General features: G+C 66.8%; 19 protein-coding genes. 10 read left to right on the top strand and 9 right to left on the bottom strand.

The window, feature by feature from the left end:
- Nucleotides 1-167 precede the first annotated feature (167 nt).
- On the bottom strand, nt 168-1106 hold the full coding sequence (locus BMW54_RS03960) for a LysR family transcriptional regulator (protein WP_090053158.1): 939 nt from the start codon (nt 1104-1106) through the stop codon (nt 168-170).
- Nucleotides 1107-1219: 113 nt separating this feature from the next.
- On the opposite strand from BMW54_RS03960, the gene BMW54_RS03955 reads away from it, so the two are divergent.
- A complete protein-coding gene (locus BMW54_RS03955; RefSeq protein ID WP_090053157.1) occupies nt 1220-1969 on the top strand; it encodes an SDR family oxidoreductase in 750 nt (249 codons plus the stop codon).
- Nucleotides 1970-1990: 21 nt separating this feature from the next.
- Here the strand turns inward: BMW54_RS03955 and BMW54_RS03950 are convergent, their stop codons facing one another.
- Nucleotides 1991-2710: a hypothetical protein gene (locus BMW54_RS03950; protein WP_090053155.1), complete on the bottom strand. Its 720-nt coding sequence runs from the start codon at nt 2708-2710 to the stop codon at nt 1991-1993.
- Between the two features lie 194 nt (nt 2711-2904).
- On the opposite strand from BMW54_RS03950, the gene BMW54_RS03945 reads away from it, so the two are divergent.
- The 5 genes from BMW54_RS03945 to BMW54_RS03925 all read left to right on the top strand — a co-directional run bounded on the left by BMW54_RS03945 (nt 2905) and on the right by BMW54_RS03925 (nt 6709).
- Complete coding sequence (locus BMW54_RS03945) at nt 2905-3666, top strand: SDR family oxidoreductase (RefSeq protein WP_090053153.1); 762 nt, start codon at nt 2905-2907, stop codon at nt 3664-3666.
- 65 nt (nt 3667-3731) lie between these two features.
- Nucleotides 3732-4001: a DUF3253 domain-containing protein gene (locus BMW54_RS03940; protein ID WP_090053151.1), complete on the top strand. Its 270-nt coding sequence runs from the start codon at nt 3732-3734 to the stop codon at nt 3999-4001.
- Nucleotides 4002-4129: 128 nt separating this feature from the next.
- Entirely contained in the window at nt 4130-5131 is a 1002-nt protein-coding gene (locus BMW54_RS03935; protein WP_090053149.1) for a VOC family protein, read from the top strand.
- Nucleotides 5128-5460: a putative quinol monooxygenase gene (locus BMW54_RS03930; protein ID WP_090053147.1), complete on the top strand. Its 333-nt coding sequence runs from the start codon at nt 5128-5130 to the stop codon at nt 5458-5460. The genes BMW54_RS03935 and BMW54_RS03930 overlap by 4 nt, the downstream gene beginning before the upstream one ends.
- Nucleotides 5461-5581: 121 nt before the next feature.
- On the top strand, nt 5582-6709 hold the full coding sequence (locus BMW54_RS03925; RefSeq protein WP_090053146.1) for an L-dopachrome tautomerase-related protein: 1128 nt from the start codon (nt 5582-5584) through the stop codon (nt 6707-6709).
- Between the two features lie 46 nt (nt 6710-6755).
- Here the strand turns inward: BMW54_RS03925 and BMW54_RS03920 are convergent, their stop codons facing one another.
- A complete protein-coding gene (locus BMW54_RS03920; RefSeq protein WP_090053144.1) occupies nt 6756-7601 on the bottom strand; it encodes an SDR family oxidoreductase in 846 nt (281 codons plus the stop codon).
- Nucleotides 7602-7714: 113 nt separating this feature from the next.
- Between BMW54_RS03920 and BMW54_RS03915 the strand changes: the two genes are divergently transcribed.
- From BMW54_RS03915 to BMW54_RS03900, 4 genes are all read left to right on the top strand, one after another.
- Nucleotides 7715-8287: a TetR family transcriptional regulator gene (locus BMW54_RS03915; protein ID WP_090053142.1), complete on the top strand. Its 573-nt coding sequence runs from the start codon at nt 7715-7717 to the stop codon at nt 8285-8287.
- A gap of 110 nt (nt 8288-8397) precedes the next feature.
- Nucleotides 8398-9201: a 2,5-didehydrogluconate reductase DkgB gene (gene dkgB, locus BMW54_RS03910; protein ID WP_090053141.1), complete on the top strand. Its 804-nt coding sequence runs from the start codon at nt 8398-8400 to the stop codon at nt 9199-9201.
- Nucleotides 9202-9267: 66 nt separating this feature from the next.
- Nucleotides 9268-9534, top strand: a complete 267-nt coding sequence (locus tag BMW54_RS03905) for a hypothetical protein (protein ID WP_090053139.1) — start codon at nt 9268-9270, stop codon at nt 9532-9534.
- A 130-nt stretch (nt 9535-9664) separates the two neighbouring features.
- Nucleotides 9665-9940, top strand: coding sequence for a hypothetical protein (locus tag BMW54_RS03900; RefSeq protein ID WP_090053138.1), 276 nt, complete (start codon nt 9665-9667; stop codon nt 9938-9940).
- A 57-nt stretch (nt 9941-9997) separates the two neighbouring features.
- Here the strand turns inward: BMW54_RS03900 and BMW54_RS03895 are convergent, their stop codons facing one another.
- The 6 genes from BMW54_RS03895 to thiC all read right to left on the bottom strand — a co-directional run bounded on the left by BMW54_RS03895 (nt 9998) and on the right by thiC (nt 16318).
- A complete protein-coding gene (locus tag BMW54_RS03895; RefSeq protein ID WP_090053136.1) occupies nt 9998-10399 on the bottom strand; it encodes a hypothetical protein in 402 nt (133 codons plus the stop codon).
- A gap of 53 nt (nt 10400-10452) precedes the next feature.
- Nucleotides 10453-12174, bottom strand: coding sequence for a ubiquinone-dependent pyruvate dehydrogenase (gene poxB / locus BMW54_RS03890; RefSeq protein ID WP_090053135.1), 1722 nt, complete (start codon nt 12172-12174; stop codon nt 10453-10455).
- A gap of 368 nt (nt 12175-12542) precedes the next feature.
- Nucleotides 12543-13322 carry a thiazole synthase gene (locus BMW54_RS03885; RefSeq protein ID WP_090053134.1) on the bottom strand — a complete coding sequence of 260 codons (780 nt, stop codon included), beginning with the start codon at nt 13320-13322 and terminating at the stop codon, nt 12543-12545.
- A 2-nt stretch (nt 13323-13324) separates the two neighbouring features.
- Nucleotides 13325-13519, bottom strand: coding sequence for a sulfur carrier protein ThiS (thiS, locus tag BMW54_RS03880; RefSeq protein ID WP_090053132.1), 195 nt, complete (start codon nt 13517-13519; stop codon nt 13325-13327).
- Nucleotides 13516-14511, bottom strand: coding sequence for an FAD-dependent oxidoreductase (locus BMW54_RS03875; RefSeq protein ID WP_254779045.1), 996 nt, complete (start codon nt 14509-14511; stop codon nt 13516-13518). Before BMW54_RS03875 ends, thiS begins: the two co-directional genes overlap by 4 nt.
- Nucleotides 14495-16318 (bottom strand): phosphomethylpyrimidine synthase ThiC, encoded by a 1824-nt coding sequence (thiC, locus tag BMW54_RS03870; protein ID WP_090053131.1) that lies wholly within the window; start codon nt 16316-16318, stop codon nt 14495-14497. The genes BMW54_RS03875 and thiC overlap by 17 nt, the downstream gene beginning before the upstream one ends.
- Nucleotides 16319-16349 lie beyond the last annotated feature (31 nt).

Genomic DNA, 16349 nt, shown 5'->3' with positions numbered 1-16349 from the left:
ATGGGGTCGAACGCGTCGAAGGGGCTTGGGGAGCCGCCCACCGGCGCATCGGGTCCGCGGACGATACGACGCCAAGAGTTAACCGCAAGTGCATGATATTAATGATAAATATAGAGCCCGGCTCCAGACTTCAGGTGCTGGCGTTGCGACACACGGAGGAGGTTCGCTCAGACCACGTCCGGGTGCCAGGCCGAAAACCGCGCCGCGAGGTCCTTCTCGCGCACGCATTCGACGACGTGGTCGATGAAGAGTCGCGTCTTCGCCGGGAGCAGCTTCTGCGCGGGGTAGTAGATCGAGACGTGACCACCGTCCACCCGCCAATCGGGAAGCACGCGGGAAAGCGCGCCGCGCTCGATCCATGAGCGCGCCGACTGGACCGGCACGAGCGCGATGCCCATGCCAAGCGCCGCCGCGTGGCAGGCGGCGTCCGGATCGTCGAAGACGATGCGGCGATCGAGCGATACCGGGGCCTCCGCCCCGTAACGGTTCGAAAGCACCCAGTCGCGGATGCGGCCCGTCTGCGGCGAGCGGATGAGGATGCCCTCGCGGCCGGTCAGATCGTCGGGGACCGCGATGGTCTTTCCCTCTCGAATGAAACCAGCCGAGGCGACGAGGATGCGATGCGCCGGCACGATCGCCCTGGCGACCACGCCCGGCCGAAGATCGAAGCCGCCGCCGATCGCGACGTCGAAGCCCTCCGCGATCAGGTCGACCGGGCGATTGTCGAAGCGCCAGTCGGCCGTCACCGCCGGATGGGCGCGAAGGAACCCGTCGAGCATCGGGACGATGTATTCGCGCCCGAAGGCGTTCGGCAGCGCCACGCGGAGCACGCCGGCCGGTCCCGTCGTCATGCCCCGCGCGTTCGCCATGGCGCCGCGCAGCTGGTCGAGACTGCCCTGCACTTCCCCGAGGAACGCCTCGCCGGCTTCGGTCAGCGCCAGGCGGCGGGTGGTGCGCTGGAACAGGCGGACGCCCAGTTCGGCTTCCAGCCGCGCCACGTTCTTGCCCACGGCGGCGGGCGTCAGTCCGAGCGCGCGGGCCGCCGCGGCGAAGCTGCCGGATTCGGCGCTGCGGACGAAACTGGCGATGCCGTTGAGGGTGTCCATGGCACCGATAGTAAACCGATCGGATCGAATGAAACGACCGAAACGCGACTACCGGTTGGCGCGACCGAGGACTAACTTTGCTTCGCCATCCACTCACTCACCGGAGCAAAGCCATGAACGACCTCAATTCGATCCAGGGCAAGAGCGCCCTCGTCCTCGGCGGTTCGCGCGGCATCGGCGCCGCCATCGCCCGTCGCCTCGCCGCCGGCGGTGCCTCGGTCGCACTGACCTACGTGCAGGGCGCCGACGCGGCCAATACCGTTGTCGACGACATCACCCGTGCCGGCGGGCGCGCCATCGCCATCCAGGCGGACAGCGCGAACGACGACGCCATCGAACGCGCCGTGGCGACGACGAAGGAAACGTTCGGTTCGTTCGACATCCTGGTCAACAACGCGGGCGTCCTCGCGATCGCCCCGATCGACGAATTCACGACGGAGGACATCGATCGCACGATCGCCGTGAACGTGCGCGCCGCCGTCATCGCCAGCCGTGCCGCGGCACGTGTGATGGCCAATGGCGGTCGCATCATCCACATCGGCAGCACGAACGCCGAGCGCATGCCGTTCGCCGGTGGCGCGGTGTACGCCATGAGCAAGTCGGCGTTGCAGGGCCTGGCGCAGGGCACCGCGCGCGACCTCGGCCCGCGGGGCATCACGGTCAACGTGGTGCAGCCCGGTCCGATCGACACCGACATGAATCCCGCCAAGGGCCCGATGGCCGCGGGTCTGATCCCGATGCTCGCCACCGGCCGCTATGGCCATGCCGATGAGGTCGCCAGCTTCGTCGCCTACCTCGCGGGCCCGGAAGCGGGCAACATCACCGGCGCCAGCCTGATGATCGATGGCGGCTTCGCCGCCTGATCGCGGGACGCAGCCGGGCTCTCAGCTCAGCCTGATGTCCGAAAGGTCGATCGACACCACGAGCAGGTCGGCGACGCGCTGGCCGTCCGGCTGACGCGGATAGATGCGGCGCTTCGTCGGGATGCGGATGCCCGACACCGTGGTGTAGTCGGAAACGTAGTGCGCACCGGGCGTATGGCCCGCGATCTCGACGTCGTAATCGAGTCGGCGCACCAGCAGGTCCGGGCCGACGTAGATCGCCTGGACCTCGCTGAACACCTCCAGCGACGCCGGGTAGCGGACGATGAGCTTCCGCCACGTCTCGCCGTTTTCGTCCCACGCGCCGGCGTCTTCCCATTCGACACCCTCCCACGCCAGCAGGAACGGCGTGTTGAGGTACGTCCACATGGCGCAGCCTGCGAAGAACGCCAGTTGCAGGTCGCTCCACGGGGTTTCGAGCGTATGTCCCGCAAACGACCGGCGCGGGTCGTCGAGCGAGTCGAGCACGCGCTCGTCGGCGTCGAGCAAGGCGATACGCCGCGTCGTGAAGTCGCTACGCGCCGCGACCTCGCCGAACGGCGCATGGGCCGCCCACTGCGCGTCGGTGGCCACGGTCACCGTCGTGCGATCGAGCACGCCCGCCTTGCCCTTCAGACCCCAGAGCGCACCGCCCTGATCGAGCGTCGCACTCGCGTGACGAAACCGGCGCCACATATCGAGTCCGCCATGGGCGGCGAGGATGTCCTGGACGAGCGTCTTCATCGCGTATCTCGGTGAGGGGAACCGCGGCCACGTTAGTCGGTGGAACACGGCGGCGCTTGCACCGCCATGCGCCGACCAGCCGCATGTCCGGAAACGAGGCTTTTTCGTCCTTGGCCGCGGACGCGCCGCCCTTACAACGGGGCGAGGCAGCGACGGCATTCGTCGCGCACTTCTACCCGCATCCGGAGCACACCATGAAGCTGTCAGGAAACACCGTTTTCATCACCGGCGCGACGTCCGGCATCGGCCGCGGCCTCGCCGAAGCGCTTCATCGCCTCGGCAACCAGGTCATCATCAGCGGCCGCCGCAAGCACCTCCTCGACGAAGTCACCGCGGCCAACCCCGGCATGCAGGGCATCGAGCTCGACATCACCTCGCCGGACAGCATCGCCTCCGTCGCGTCGTGGCTGAAGACGAACCATCCCACGCTCAACGTGCTGATCAACAACGCGGGCCTCATGCCGTTCGACGATCCGGCTTCGGTCATCGACGATGCCGTCACGCTCAACATCCTGACGACGAACCTTCTCGGCCCGATCCGCATGACCTCGGCGCTGATCGAACACCTGAAGGCCCAGCCGTCGGCGACGATCATCCACAACACGTCGGTGGTGTCGTTCATGCCGCTCGCTGGCAACGCGGTCTATTCGGCCGGCAAGGCGGCGCTGCACTCGTACACCCAGACCCAGCGCTTCGCGCTGCGCGACACATCGGTGGAAGTCATCGAGATCGCCCCGCCGTGGGTCGACACCGACCTCATCCACAAGAGCGGCGACCCGCGCGCGATGCCCCTCGACGCGTACATCGAGGACACCATCCGCCAGCTGGGCGCCGGCGAGCAGGAGATCATCGTCGACGGCATCCGGGCGCTTCGCGACAACCCGGGCACCGGCGAATACAAGCTGATCGCCGAGTTCAACCAGATGCTCGTCGACAACCCGATCCCGGTCGGCTGACGCGTCCGCTCACGACGGTCGCGGTTCGACGCGTTCCTCACGGTAGGCGATCTAGCCTCCCGCGCATGGACATCGCCGCGACCATCGTGCGCCTTCTCGACACACGCGCACCCGAAGCCTCCATCTGCCCGTCGGATGTGGCGCGCGCCCTCGCCGACGACGAAACAGCGTGGCGCGCGCTCATGCCCCGGGTCCGCGACGAGGCTTCGGACCTGGCGCGCGACGGGCGTATCGTCATCACCCGGGGCGAGCGGCAGCTCGACCCGGACGATTTAGGCCGTGGCCCCATCCGCCTGCGCCGTGGCCCGGCATTCCGGGTCACTAGCAGCGTGTGACCCTCGCCGCCGCAGGATCAGACCCAAACCGCAGGATCGTTCATTGAGCAGCGAACGGATCTGGCAACAATGGATCCATCGGGGCACGACCGGCCATCTCGCCGGGCCCCATCCTCAAGAGCCCTGCAATGACCCACCGTCTCCTGTCGGTCGCGATCGCGACCGCGTTCCTTTCGTTCGCTCCGGTGTCCGGCTTCGCTACCGCATCGCCCGCGCCCGCCGTCGACGTGCGCGGCGTCGATCACGTGGGCATCAACGTGCCCGACGTGGAAGCGGCGAGCCGCTTCTTCGCGGACACGTTCGGGTTCGTCCCCGTGACCGAGATGCGCGATATCCCGGTCGATGCGGGATTCCGTCGCACCTTCCACATGCACGACGATGCGAAGGTCAAGAGCATCCGCATGCTGCGCGCCGGCGACGGTGCGAACATCGAGCTCTTCCAGTACGACTCGCCGCACGCGTCGCGTGAGCAGCCGTTCTATGATGATATCGGCGCCTCGCACATCGCCCTCTACACCGACGACATCGACAAGGCTGTCGCCTCCTTGCGTGCGAAGGGCATCAAGGTGCTGACCGATCCCATCCGCATGACGCAGGGGCCGGCGGCCGGCAATACCTGGGTGTACTTCCTCACGCCTTGGGGTTCGAAGATGGAGCTGGTGAGCTATCCGCAGGGCCAGGCAGGCGAAGCCGCCGCAGGCGTGCGGCTGTGGAGGGCCCCGGTCAAGGCAGGTCCCGTGTCGCTCGATCGCACCGTCGTCGATGAGGTCGTGACGCACTACGTCGCGATGCTCAACGACACGAATGCCGACAACCGGGCCAAGACGATCGACCGCTATTACACCGACGACACCGTGTTCAACGACCCCGAAGGCCTGATCGAAGGCAAGCGCGGCCTCAACGACCTCGTAGGCAAACTGCAGGCCGCCAATCGGGGCTTCCGTTTCCGTCTGGTCGGCCCCGCCACGATCCAGAACGGCAGCGTGCGCGTGAAATGGACGTTCGGACCGGTCGCGCAGCCAGCGAAGATCAGCGGCGAAGACATCCTGACGCTGGCGGACGGGAAGATCGCGTCCACCATCGTCTTCCTCGACCCCGCTCCGCAGGATAAGGCGAGGAGCAACCCATGATCCACGCTCCCAGCACGTCGCTGCATATTCACTACGTGATCAAGGAAGGCAAGGTCGACGAGCTCCTCGGCCACATACGCGACATCCTCAACCTGTGTGCCCGCGAGGACGACTTCATCACGGCGATCCGGCATCGTTCGCCCGAACGGCCGCTCGAACTCACGCTATACGAACTCTGGCGCGGTACGCGCGAGGAGTTCGCCATGACGCAGGGCACGAGGCCGTATCGCAAGTCGTACCTCGAGGCGAGCCGGCCGCTGATCGACCGCGTAGAGGTGACCTGGGACACGCCCATCCAGATATGGGGCGAATTCGGGCCGCTGGGCTGATCCAACCCGGCGGAGGCCCATCTTCCCCGAAATCGCGAAAGTGTTTCGCTCCGCTCCGCGTTTCTCTCAGCGCGGCCAGGTCTCACGCTACGTGCACCTGCCGCCTGATGAGACACACGCGATGAAAATCCTCCTGCTCGCCACCCTGATGGTCGCCCCATTCGGCGCGATGGCGGCCGATGCGCCGGCCCCCGTGGTCGAGCGCGTCGCCACCTTCCATGGCCCGATGCCGACCGGTGTCAGCGTCGCGCCGAGCGGCCGCATCTTCGTCAACTTTCCGCAGTGGGGGGACAAGCCGGCGTTCACCGTCGGCGAACTCAAGGACGGGAAAGTCGCCGCCTACCCGTCGCAGGCCCTCAACGATGCCGATCCGGCCCATGCCACCGCCACGCTGATCAGCGTGCAGAGCGTGGTCGCGGATGCCGCCAACCGGCTGTGGATCCTCGACACCGGTGCCCCTGGGTTCGCCGCGCCGATCCCGGGTGGCGCGAAGCTGGTCGCGGTCGACCTCGCGACCGACAAGGTCGTCAAGACGATCGTCCTCGACCAGAACGTCGTGCTGCCCACCACGTACGTCAACGACGTGCGTTTCGATCTGCGCGTCGGCAAGGCTGGCGTCGCCTACATCACCGATAGCTCGATCAAGGGACCCGGTGGCCTCATCGTCGTGGACCTCGATTCCGGCCACGCCATCCGCCGTCTGAGTGGTCACCCGAGTACGAGCCCTGACAAGGGCTTCGTGCCGGTCATCGAAGGCAAGCCGCTGATGAGCCGTCCCGCAGGCGGAAAGCCGACTCCGTGGCTCGTCGCAAGCGACGGTATCGCCATCTCCGCCGACGGCAGCACGCTCTACTACTGCGCCCTATCCAGCCGCCATCTCTTCAGCGTGCCGACGGCGTTGCTGCGCGACGAGACGATCCCGGATGCCGAACTCGCCAGGTCGATCGTGGACCTCGGCATGAAGGGGGCTTCCGACGGTCTGGCCGAAGACGACGCGGGCCGCATCTATGGCGGCGACTACGAGCACAACGCCATCCGCCGCTACGCTGGCGGCAAGTGGGACACGCTGGTCACCGATCCGCGCATTCTCTGGCCGGACACGCTCTCGGTCGGCACGGACGGCTACCTGTATTTCACCGCCAACCAGCTGTATCGCCAGGCCGGCTTCCACGAGGGGAAGGACGAGCGCAAGCAGCCCTACGAATTGCTCCGCGTGAAGATCGGCGCGGGGCCGGTATTGCTGAAGTAGTCCACAGGTCCGGAGGGCCGCGACGACGCGGCTCTCCGGGCCTCGATCAACGGGCGGCCGGGAAGTCAGTCGCTCCCGCTTCTTTTTCCTGCGCCTCTACGTCGGCGAGCCGCTCGCGCAACGCCTTCGCGATCATCGCGTACGCGTCGCTGCCGAGGACCAGCCGCTTCGGCGCAGGTGTCCGGTCCACGCTATCGATCATCCGCGCCACCATCTTCGACGGATCGCCGTTCGGCATGCGCGTCGGGTCCTGGAGGATGCTGCGGATCATGCCGACGGGCGTGTCCTTGTACGCCTCGGGTTCTCCGCCCATGCGTGCACCCGCCGTCGTACGAAACGCGGTGCGCGCGCCACCCGGCTCCACGATCGTCACGCCGATCCCGAACGATGCCACCTCGGCGTGGAGCGCGTCGAAAAACCCTTCGAGACCCCATTTGCTCGCGTGGTAGAGCGACGCGCCCGGATGGGTCGCCTGGCCACCGTAGGTGGAGAGCGCCAGGACGCGGCCACCTCCCTGGCGGCGAAGGAATGGCAGCGCCGCGCGTGTCACCTCGATGGGGCCGACGAGATTGGTATCGATCTGGTGACGGATCTGTTCGCCATCGAGGCCCTCGACGGCGCCGAAGAGACCGTACCCGGCGTTGTTGACGATCACATCGATGCGGCCGAACGACGCGAACGCCTCCGCCACGACACGATGGATGGCCGCGGCATCGGTGACATCGAGCGTGGCGATACGCAGCGCGTCGCCATGGGCCTCGCTCAGATCGTCCGCGGCTCCGGATTGCCGGACCGTGCCGAACACGCGATCGCCGCGCGAGAGAAGCTGAATGGCCATCTCGCGCCCGAAGCCGCTGCTGATGCCCGTGATGAACCACGTACGTTGCGTCATTGGAATCTCCTGGATGCCGAGTACTTCTAACTAACTGGTTAGATATAATGTGGGCGTATCTAACCGGTTAGTCAAGTGCTAGCATCCGGAACGCCAGCAACGGGAGCGAACCTGTGCGAAATGCCGAAGCGACGAAAGAGCGGATCCTCGATGCCGCCATGACCGAGTTCTCGGCATACGGCATCGCCGGTGCGCGTGTCGACCGCATCGCCGCCGAGGCCGGATGTAACAAGAACCTGATCTACATCTACTTCGGAAACAAGGAATCGCTGTTCACCGCGGTGCTCGGCCATTACCTCGTACCGGCATACGAACATCTGGCGTTCACGCCGGACGACCTTGCCGGCTATGCCGGCCGAGTCTTCGATTTCTCGATGGCGAACCCGAAGCTGATGCGCCTGCTGGCGTGGCACAGCCTGGAGCAACGCACCGAGGCGCCATCCGAACGCGACGCGTCGCATGCGGCGAAGATCCGCGCGCTATCGGACGCGCGAAAAGCCGGCGCCATCGGCGGCGCGTTCCCGCCCGAGTTCCTGCTCACGATCATCATGACCGTCGCCACCGCATGGACGGCCGCGAACGCGTTCAACATGTCCAGCGGTACCGAGGTCACCAGGCATCAGGCGCAACTGAGAAAGCGCGTCACCGCCGCCGTCCGCCTGCTCGCCGCTGCCGAGACCATGTGAGCTCACGCCGGCACTTTCCACCCCGGAGGAAAAGTATTTCCCTCGTTGCCGGCTTATTCCGCAAGGATGATGCGCGCAAAGTATTCCCCGGTTCGCAACGAGGAATACCCATGACCTTTCCCACCTTCGGCGTCGGCACCTTCCGCCTGACCGGCCAGGCCGCCGTCGATTCCGTCTCCACGGCGCTCGAACTCGGCTATCGCGCCGTGGATACCGCGCAGATCTACGGCAACGAAGCCGATGTCGGCAAGGCGATCGCCGAAAGCGGCGTCCGCCGCGACGATCTCTTCGTCACCACCAAGATCTGGACCGACAACTACAGCCGCCGGAAGCTCGTTCCGAGCCTGCGCGAAAGCCTCGACAGACTGCGCATGGACCATGTGGACCTCACGCTGATCCACTGGCCCGCGCCCGGCAACGGCATCGAATTGCCGGAGTACATGGAGGCGCTGGCGGAGGCGAAATCGCTCGGCCTGACCCGCCAGATCGGCATCTCGAACTTCAACATCGACCTCACGCGGCAAGCCATCGCCGCGGTGGGCGCCGAAGCGATCGCCACCAACCAGATCGAACTCAGCCCCTACCTGCAGAACGCGCGACTGACCGCGTTCCTCGCGGAGCAAGGCATTCGCGTCACGTCGTACATGACCCTCGCCTACGGAAAGGTCCTCGCGGATCCGGTGCTCGCTCAGATCGCGGAGAAACATCGCGCCACGGTGGCGCAGGTCGCGCTCGCCTGGGCGCTGCGGCTCGGCTACGCGGTCATCCCCTCGTCCACGAAGCGCGAGAACCTCGCCAGCAACCTGCTGGCCCGCGACCTGCACCTCGACGACGACGACATGGCCCGTATCGCGCGCCTCGAGCGGAACGGCCGCGAAGTCAGTCCGGACGGCCTGGCGCCTGTCTGGGATTGATCCACCCGGCCGGCATACGCCGCCCGTCGGATGTCCTCGGCCAAGCCATGGGCCTAATCTCGACCCATGGCTACCGTCGACACCGAAATCGTCCTGACCCGCGCCCACCTCGCCCTGGAGGCATCCGCCGTGGGCAACGCCATCCTCGACGGCGACATGGACGAAGCCCGGTTCCGCGCGCACCTGGTGCGCAAGCAAGCGCAGGACCTTTGCCTCGACGACGTGGCCCACGCCGCCCTGCTCGTCATCGTCCTCCTGCCACCCGAGGCCCGGCTTCCCAGCCGCGGTATAGGCCGGGCCCTGCTGCGACTGTGCAACCTCTTGAAGATGTGAATGCCGCAAGACGGCGTGGTGTCTTCGCCGCTGAACGATTCACAGACATGAAGGCCGATTTCATGGACTGACCGGCTCCTGAAAACGTGACGCACGTCACGCTGCCGATATTGCATATCGGAGTGTTGCCGTGTCGCTGAGTCCCGCGTCCTCCATCGTCATCGACCTCCTCCTCATGTCCGACGCCGTCGCCGAGGGAAACGTCTCCGACGTGCGACGTCTCGCGCGGCGCATCCAGCAGACCGCCGAACCGACGCGCTTCGTGCGCGTCGCCCGGCATGCCCGGCATATCGAGGAAATCGCCAGCGACGGCGTGAAGGAAGACGAGCTCGCCTCCGCCATGCGAAAACTGCTGCGAGAGTCGGAGCACGAGATCGCCGGCTTCGGGCATATCCTCTATTCCTGAGCGCCGAATGGGCCCGACCACGCCATCGCCCCATCCGAAGCCGGTATTCGCCGGCCTTCACGTCGATGCCGCATGGACCGCCCGTCGGCGCAGGCGTCGTCCGATCCGTCGTCCGGCATACGCGCCGAAGGACGGATCGACCGTCATCGTGGCGGGCACCACGCTGCGTTCCGCGTTCGCGACATTGGTGGCTTCGACCAGGAGCCCGAGCTGCGCGATCGCGGTGAGCGAGCGCTCGCCAAGAGCGACGAAACGTATCGAGCGTTTCTTTACCTGCACGGCGGCGAGCAACGACGCGCAGGCGTCGTTCATCGCGATGGCCCGAAGAAAGCGCACGCGCCACAAGGTGGAGGGCGGGTGGTTGAGCACGGCCACCAGCCCCTCGCCCCGGCTCGAGTCGTTCGCCGGATCGAAATCGATATAGAGAATCCTGATGTCTTTCCTGATGCGAGCGACCATCTGCCTCTCCCTTCGCGTGATGCCGGACCCCTGGGCCGTGACGGCAGGTTCCGTCAACGCACCAGGTTCACCCGGGCGAGATCGACGAGTTCCTTGCCGCGGCCGTCCATGACAGCCCGGAGCAGGAACATGCCGAAGTTGTAGGACTCCTCGAACGTCTTCGCCGGAGGCAGCACCAGTTCCTGCCGCGCCGAGACTACGTCCAGCAGCGCCGGTCCGTCGTGCTGAAGCACCTCGGTCAACGCCGCCTGGAGGTCGTCGGGCTTCTCCACGCGGACGCCCTTGATACCCATCGCGGACGCCATCGCCGCGAAGTTCGGGTTCTTCAGGTCCACGCCGACGTCGACAAAGCCGCCCGCCTTCATTTCCATCTCGACGAAACCGAGCGTGCCGTTGTTGAGCACGATGACCTTGACGGGGAAGCCGTGCTGGATGAGGGTCACGAACTCGCCCATCATCATGGTGAAGCCACCATCGCCCGACAGCGAGATGACCTGGCGGTCGGGATACGTCGCCTGCGCGCCGATGGCCTGGAGCATCGCGTTCGCCATCGAGCCGTGATTGAACGAACCGAGCAGTCGCCGTTTGCCGTTCATCTTGAGGTAGCGAGCCGCCCACGCGACCGGCGTTCCGACATCGCAGGAGAAGATCGCATCCTCCTTGGCCAGCTCGCTGACGACGCGCGTCACGTACTGCGGATGCATGATGCTGCCACCCGGCCGGCTCTCGGCGAGCGCGTCGAGGTCCGCCCGCGCCTGTTTATAGTCCTTGGTGGCCGCGTCGAGATGGCGGCTGTCGGACTTGTCATAGATGAGCGGCAGCAACGCCTTCAGCGTTTCGCCGACCGAGCCGAGCACGCCGAGTTCGAGTCCGCAACGGTTGCCGAGCGCTTCGGGGCGCACGTCGATCTGCACGATGCGCGCGTGTTCCGGGTAGAACTGGCGATACGGAAAGTCGGTGCCGAGCAGCAGCAGCGTGTCGCATGCCTTGATGGCCTTGTAGCCCGACGCGAATCCGAGCAGACCGGTCATGCCCACGTCGTGCGGGTTGTCGAACTCGACATGCTCCTTGCCGCGCAGCGAGTGGACCACCGGTGCCTTGAGCTTGCCGGCGAGCTCGACCATCTCGGCATGGGCGCCCGCTGTCCCCGCGCCGCAGAAGAGCGTGACGTTCGTCCCTTCGTTGAGGATGTCGGCGACCCGGCGCAGGTCGCTGTCGGCGGGAACGAGCACGGGCGTCGACGGCACCAGCCAGCGGGGCACGGGTGCCGACAAGGGGCGAAGCGCGATGTCACCCGAAAGCACCACGACCGCGACACCCTTCTTCGCGACGGCGGTGCGCATGGCGCGCAGGAGGACCTGCGGCAGCTGGTCGGCCTGGTTGACCAGCTCGACATAGTGGCTGCATTCCTTGAACAGCTGCTCCGGGTGCGTCGCCTGGAAGTAATCGATGCCGATTTCGGTGCTCGGGATGTGCGCGGCGATCGCCAGGACGGGAACGCGGTTCCGGTGGGCGTCGAACAGGCCGTTGATGAGGTGGAGATTGCCGGGGCCGCAGCTACCGGCGCAGACGGCGAGTTTCCCGGTCAGGTGCGCCTCGGCGCCGGCCGCGAAGGCCGCGCTTTCCTCGTGGCGCATGTGGATCCATTCGATGGAACCCATGCGCCGCAGGGAATCGGTGAATCCGTTGAGGGAATCGCCGACCACGCCGTAGATTCTCTCGACGCCGGCCGACGCCAGCGCTTCCGCCATATAGTCCGCAGCCTTTCTCGTCATGGTCTTACCTTGTGATGGGTGGGTTGCGCCAACCGACAGGCATGCCACGGGCACGTCATGCAGCGCGCCGGAGCGGCATGGACACTCGTCGTCGACGACACAGATTGAAGTCTGCCCGGCACAAATATCTTGGGCCTATCCCCCGCATGGGGTGCGCATTTGGACAACGCATCCCTCGTGCGCAAGATGCGACAACCGCGCGAACGTGGACCATTGGGAGGACAGCCGGTGCGGCAGGCGTCCGTTGCTGGACGCGACCGCTATCGCCTGGCCTTCGCCGTCACGCAGGCACCCGGGCCGGGGGGGCTAAGCGGGAACACCCATCGCTAAATATGCCGCCCCGGTCACCATCGCGTTTCCCGACACGCTCACGTCCACTGCGCGAGTCCCATGACCGGCGTCGATGGGGACGCCATGTCGCGTTCGCCCATGGGGCCGGCAAGCCACGCCGAGCGCCCCGCGCCGACGGCCGCGGCGAACGCAGCGGCCATTCGCACCGGGTCGCCGGCACGTGCGACGGCGGTATTGAGCAACACGGCGTCGTAGCCCATCTCCATGGCCGCCGCGGCCTGGGATGGAAGACCGATCCCGGCGTCCACGATGAGCGGCACGTCGGGAAAATGCGCGCGCAGCGTACGCAGCGCATATGGATCCGTGAGGCCCCGACCGCTACCGATCGGCGCCGCCCAGGGCATCAGCACGCGACAGCCGGCATCCAGGAGGCGGCCCGCGACGCCCAGATCGTCGGTCGTGTACGGAAAGACTTCGAAACCCTCCGCACAGAGAATCCGCGCCGCCTCCACCAACCCGAACACATCGGGACGCAACGTGTCGTCGTCGCCGATCACCTCCAGCTTGATCCATGGCGTATCGAACAGTTCGCGCGCCATGTGGGCGGTCGTCACCGCGTCCTTCACCGTGTGGCAGCCCGCCGTGTTCGGCAGGATGCGACAGCCAAGACCCTGGACCAGCTTCCAGAACGGCTGGCCGCCGCTGGGCCCACCGGACTCGCGTCGCAGCGACACCGTGACGATCTCGCTTCGCGCGGCACGGACCGCATGCTCCAGACAAGCCGGCGACGGGTACTGGGCCGTGCCGAGCAGGAGTCGCGAGGACAACCTGCGCCCGTAAAGGTCGAGGTCGTCCATCGTCATCCTCCCTGCATCGGGGCGAGCACTTCGACGTGGTCGCCGTCGTCGAGGCGCGTCTGCTCGCGCTGGCTACGAGGAACGAAGCAACCGTTGACGGCGGTGGCCACGGCGGCGCCCGACAGTGCCATGCGCTCCAGCAACGCGGCAAGGTTCGCCGCATGCGGCTGCGCCTCGCCATTGACGAAGATGGTCATGCGGCCTCCGCGTAGCGTGCAGACAACCGATCGCCCAGTCTCTCCGCATACCACGGCGAAAGCAGGAACCCGTGGCGGTAGAGTCCGTTGAACGCGGTCACCCTGCCCCTCTCCACCAGTCGCGGAAGGTTGTCGGGAAACGCCGGGCGAACGCCCGCGCCGAGCTCGACGATTTCAGCGTCGGCCAGCGCGGGATGCAGCGCGTAGGCGGCGTTGAGCAGCTCCACCGCGGAGCGCACGGTGACCGGATGCCCGTCCGGACTCTCGACCGTGGTGGCGCCGACCATGAGCAGACCGTCGTCGCGTGGGACGATGTATACGGGCGTCCGTGGATGCAACAGCCGCACGGGACGCGACAGGCGTACGTCGCGGCTTCGCAGGATCACCATCTCGCCACGCACGCCTCGCAGGTCAGGCAGATCGTCGCATGCCGCGAGGCCGCGGCAGTCGACGACAGGTACCCCGTCGAAGTCGTCGGGCCGCACGTCGCCGTCGTATTCGATGCGCCCACCGTCACGCTCGATCGCGGCGGCCGCCGCGAGAAGCGCCTTGCGCGGATCGAGGTGCGCCTCGTTGGCGAACCACAGCCCGCGACGGAAGCGGCCCGCGAGATCCGGCTCGAGCGCGGTGATGCCCTCGCCGTCGACCCACGCGTGATCGCGGGTCCGCATCGCCATGCGCTCGAGCTCCGCGCCATCGCGAGGAAGCGCGAGCACGAGGGTGCCCGCCTGCGTAACGGCGGGAACCTTCGCGGGCCACCATGTCAGGGCGAGCCGCCCCCGCTCGCAGACGACGGGCTCGGCGCCATCCATCTCGCAGAACGGCGCGAGCATCCCGCCGGCCATCCACGAACAGGCATCGCGCCCGATTGCGGGAGCCCGCTCGTAGATGCTGACCCGTGCGCCGCGTGCCGACAGGGCCAGCCCCGCCGACAGACCCGCGACGCCAGCGCCGATGATCGCCACGGGCATGCCTTCAAGCGGCCGGGACATACAACGCTCCACCGCCCGCGACGAATTCCTCGGACTTGGACGCCATGCCGGCGAGCGCCTCGGCATCCTGGCGAAGATCCTGCGAGATCTTCATCGAACAGAACTTCGGACCGCACATCGAACAGAAGTGGGCGACCTTGTGCGCGTCCTTCGGCAACGTCGCATCGTGGTACGCGCGGGCCGTGTCGGGGTCGAGCGCGAGGTTGAACTGGTCTTCCCAGCGGAACTCGAAGCGGGCGCGCGAAAGCGCGTCGTCACGCAGCTTCGCGGCCGGATGGCCCTTGGCGAGGTCGGCCGCATGCGCAGCAATGCGATAGGTGATCACCCCGACCTTCACGTCGTCCCGGTCGGGCAGCCCGAGGTGCTCCTTCGGCGTGACGTAACACAGCATCGCCGTACCGAACCAGCCGATCATGGCCGCGCCGATACCGGAGGTGATGTGGTCGTAGCCCGGTGCCACGTCCGTCGTCAGGGGCCCGAGCGTGTAGAACGGCGCCTCGCCGCACGACGCGAGCTGCTTCTCCATGTTCACCTTGATCTTGTGCATGGGCACATGACCCGGTCCTTCGATCATCACCTGACACCCGTGCTCCCACGCGATGCGCGTGAGCTCGCCCAGCGTTTCGAGCTCCGCGAACTGCGCCGCGTCGTTCGCGTCGGCGATCGAGCCGGGCCGCAGTCCGTCGCCGAGCGAAAGCGACACGTCGTACTGGCGGCAGATCTCGCAGATCTCGCGAAAACGTTCGTACAGAAAGCTCTCGCGATGACCCGCGAGGCACCAGCGCGCCATGATCGACCCGCCGCGGCTGACGATCCCGGTAACACGGCGAGCCGTCAGCGGCACGTGCGCGAGCCGGACGCCCGCGTGGATGGTGAAGTAGTCCACCCCCTGCTCCGCCTGTTCGATCAGCGTGTCGCGAAAGACCTCCCAGGTCAGCTTCAGCGGGTCGCCGCCGACTTTCTCGAGGGCCTGGTAGATGGGGACGGTCCCGATGGGCACGGAAGCGTTGCGCATGATCCACGAGCGGATGTTGTGGATGTTCCGCCCCGTGGAAAGATCCATCACGGTGTCCGCGCCCCAGCGCGTCGACCACACGAGTTTCTCGACCTCCTCGGCCACGCCGGAACTGACGGCCGAGTTGCCGATGTTGGCGTTCACCTTCACGAGGAAGTTCCGGCCGATCACCATCGGCTCGAGCTCGGGATGGTTGATGTTCGCCGGCAGGATCGCGCGTCCACGGGCGATCTCGCTGCGCACGAATTCCGGTGTGACGAACGCGGGAATCTCCGCCCCGAAGTCCTCGCCATCCGCGCGGCGCGCATCGGCATCCTCGAGCGCCATCGTCCGGCCGAGATTCTCGCGAAACGCCGCGTAGACCATCTCCTCCGTCACGATGCCCGCCACCGCGAACTCGAACTGGGTGACCGGCTGCCCGGTGCGTCCGCGACGCAACGGCACGCTGGCGGGACACGCCGCCACGACGGCGTCGGCGCTCTGGCTGCCATTGTCTTCGGGCCGCACGGGCCGCCCCTCGATGCGTTCGAAGTCGCGGCGCTCGATCCACGCTCGTCGCACGTGCGGGAGGCCCTTCGCCAGATCGATGACCACCTCGGGATCGGTGTACGGCCCCGACGCGTCGTACAGGTTCAGCGGCGCTTCCTTCGGATCGCTCAGGACCACCTGGCGGAACGGGACGCGCATGTCCGGGTAGCCCGGCGGCGAAAGATGGATCTTGCGCGACCCGCGGATCGGGCCGGTGGTGACATCGGCCGGTGCGGCGTGGCTGGATGGCGTGCTGGAAATCATGGATCTCTTCTCCTGGAGGATGGGAGATCCG

It is taken from the genome of Luteibacter sp. 329MFSha (assembly GCF_900111665.1).
Classification (GTDB): Bacteria; Pseudomonadota; Gammaproteobacteria; order Xanthomonadales; family Rhodanobacteraceae; genus Luteibacter.
The sequence above is the reverse complement of the archived record's forward strand: the minus strand, read 5'-3'. Positions and strand labels throughout refer to the sequence as shown.

Bases quoted from the DNA above. Each gene is read 5' to 3' on its own strand.
- BMW54_RS03960 (WP_090053158.1), bottom strand. From the start codon at position 1,106: ATGGACACCCTCAACGGCATCGCCAGTTTCGTCCGCAGCGCCGAATCC.
- BMW54_RS03955 (WP_090053157.1), top strand. From the start codon at position 1,220: ATGAACGACCTCAATTCGATCCAGGGCAAGAGCGCCCTCGTCCTCGGC.
- BMW54_RS03950 (WP_090053155.1), bottom strand. From the start codon at position 2,710: ATGAAGACGCTCGTCCAGGACATCCTCGCCGCCCATGGCGGACTCGAT.
- BMW54_RS03945 (WP_090053153.1), top strand. From the start codon at position 2,905: ATGAAGCTGTCAGGAAACACCGTTTTCATCACCGGCGCGACGTCCGGC.
- BMW54_RS03940 (WP_090053151.1), top strand. From the start codon at position 3,732: ATGGACATCGCCGCGACCATCGTGCGCCTTCTCGACACACGCGCACCC.
- BMW54_RS03935 (WP_090053149.1), top strand. From the start codon at position 4,130: ATGACCCACCGTCTCCTGTCGGTCGCGATCGCGACCGCGTTCCTTTCG.
- BMW54_RS03930 (WP_090053147.1), top strand. From the start codon at position 5,128: ATGATCCACGCTCCCAGCACGTCGCTGCATATTCACTACGTGATCAAG.
- BMW54_RS03925 (WP_090053146.1), top strand. From the start codon at position 5,582: ATGAAAATCCTCCTGCTCGCCACCCTGATGGTCGCCCCATTCGGCGCG.
- BMW54_RS03920 (WP_090053144.1), bottom strand. From the start codon at position 7,601: ATGACGCAACGTACGTGGTTCATCACGGGCATCAGCAGCGGCTTCGGG.
- dkgB (WP_090053141.1), top strand. From the start codon at position 8,398: ATGACCTTTCCCACCTTCGGCGTCGGCACCTTCCGCCTGACCGGCCAG.
- BMW54_RS03905 (WP_090053139.1), top strand. From the start codon at position 9,268: ATGGCTACCGTCGACACCGAAATCGTCCTGACCCGCGCCCACCTCGCC.
- BMW54_RS03895 (WP_090053136.1), bottom strand. From the start codon at position 10,399: ATGGTCGCTCGCATCAGGAAAGACATCAGGATTCTCTATATCGATTTC.
- poxB (WP_090053135.1), bottom strand. From the start codon at position 12,174: ATGACGAGAAAGGCTGCGGACTATATGGCGGAAGCGCTGGCGTCGGCC.
- BMW54_RS03885 (WP_090053134.1), bottom strand. From the start codon at position 13,322: ATGGACGACCTCGACCTTTACGGGCGCAGGTTGTCCTCGCGACTCCTG.
- thiS (WP_090053132.1), bottom strand. From the start codon at position 13,519: ATGACCATCTTCGTCAATGGCGAGGCGCAGCCGCATGCGGCGAACCTT.
- BMW54_RS03875 (WP_254779045.1), bottom strand. From the start codon at position 14,511: ATGTCCCGGCCGCTTGAAGGCATGCCCGTGGCGATCATCGGCGCTGGC.
- thiC (WP_090053131.1), bottom strand. From the start codon at position 16,318: ATGATTTCCAGCACGCCATCCAGCCACGCCGCACCGGCCGATGTCACC.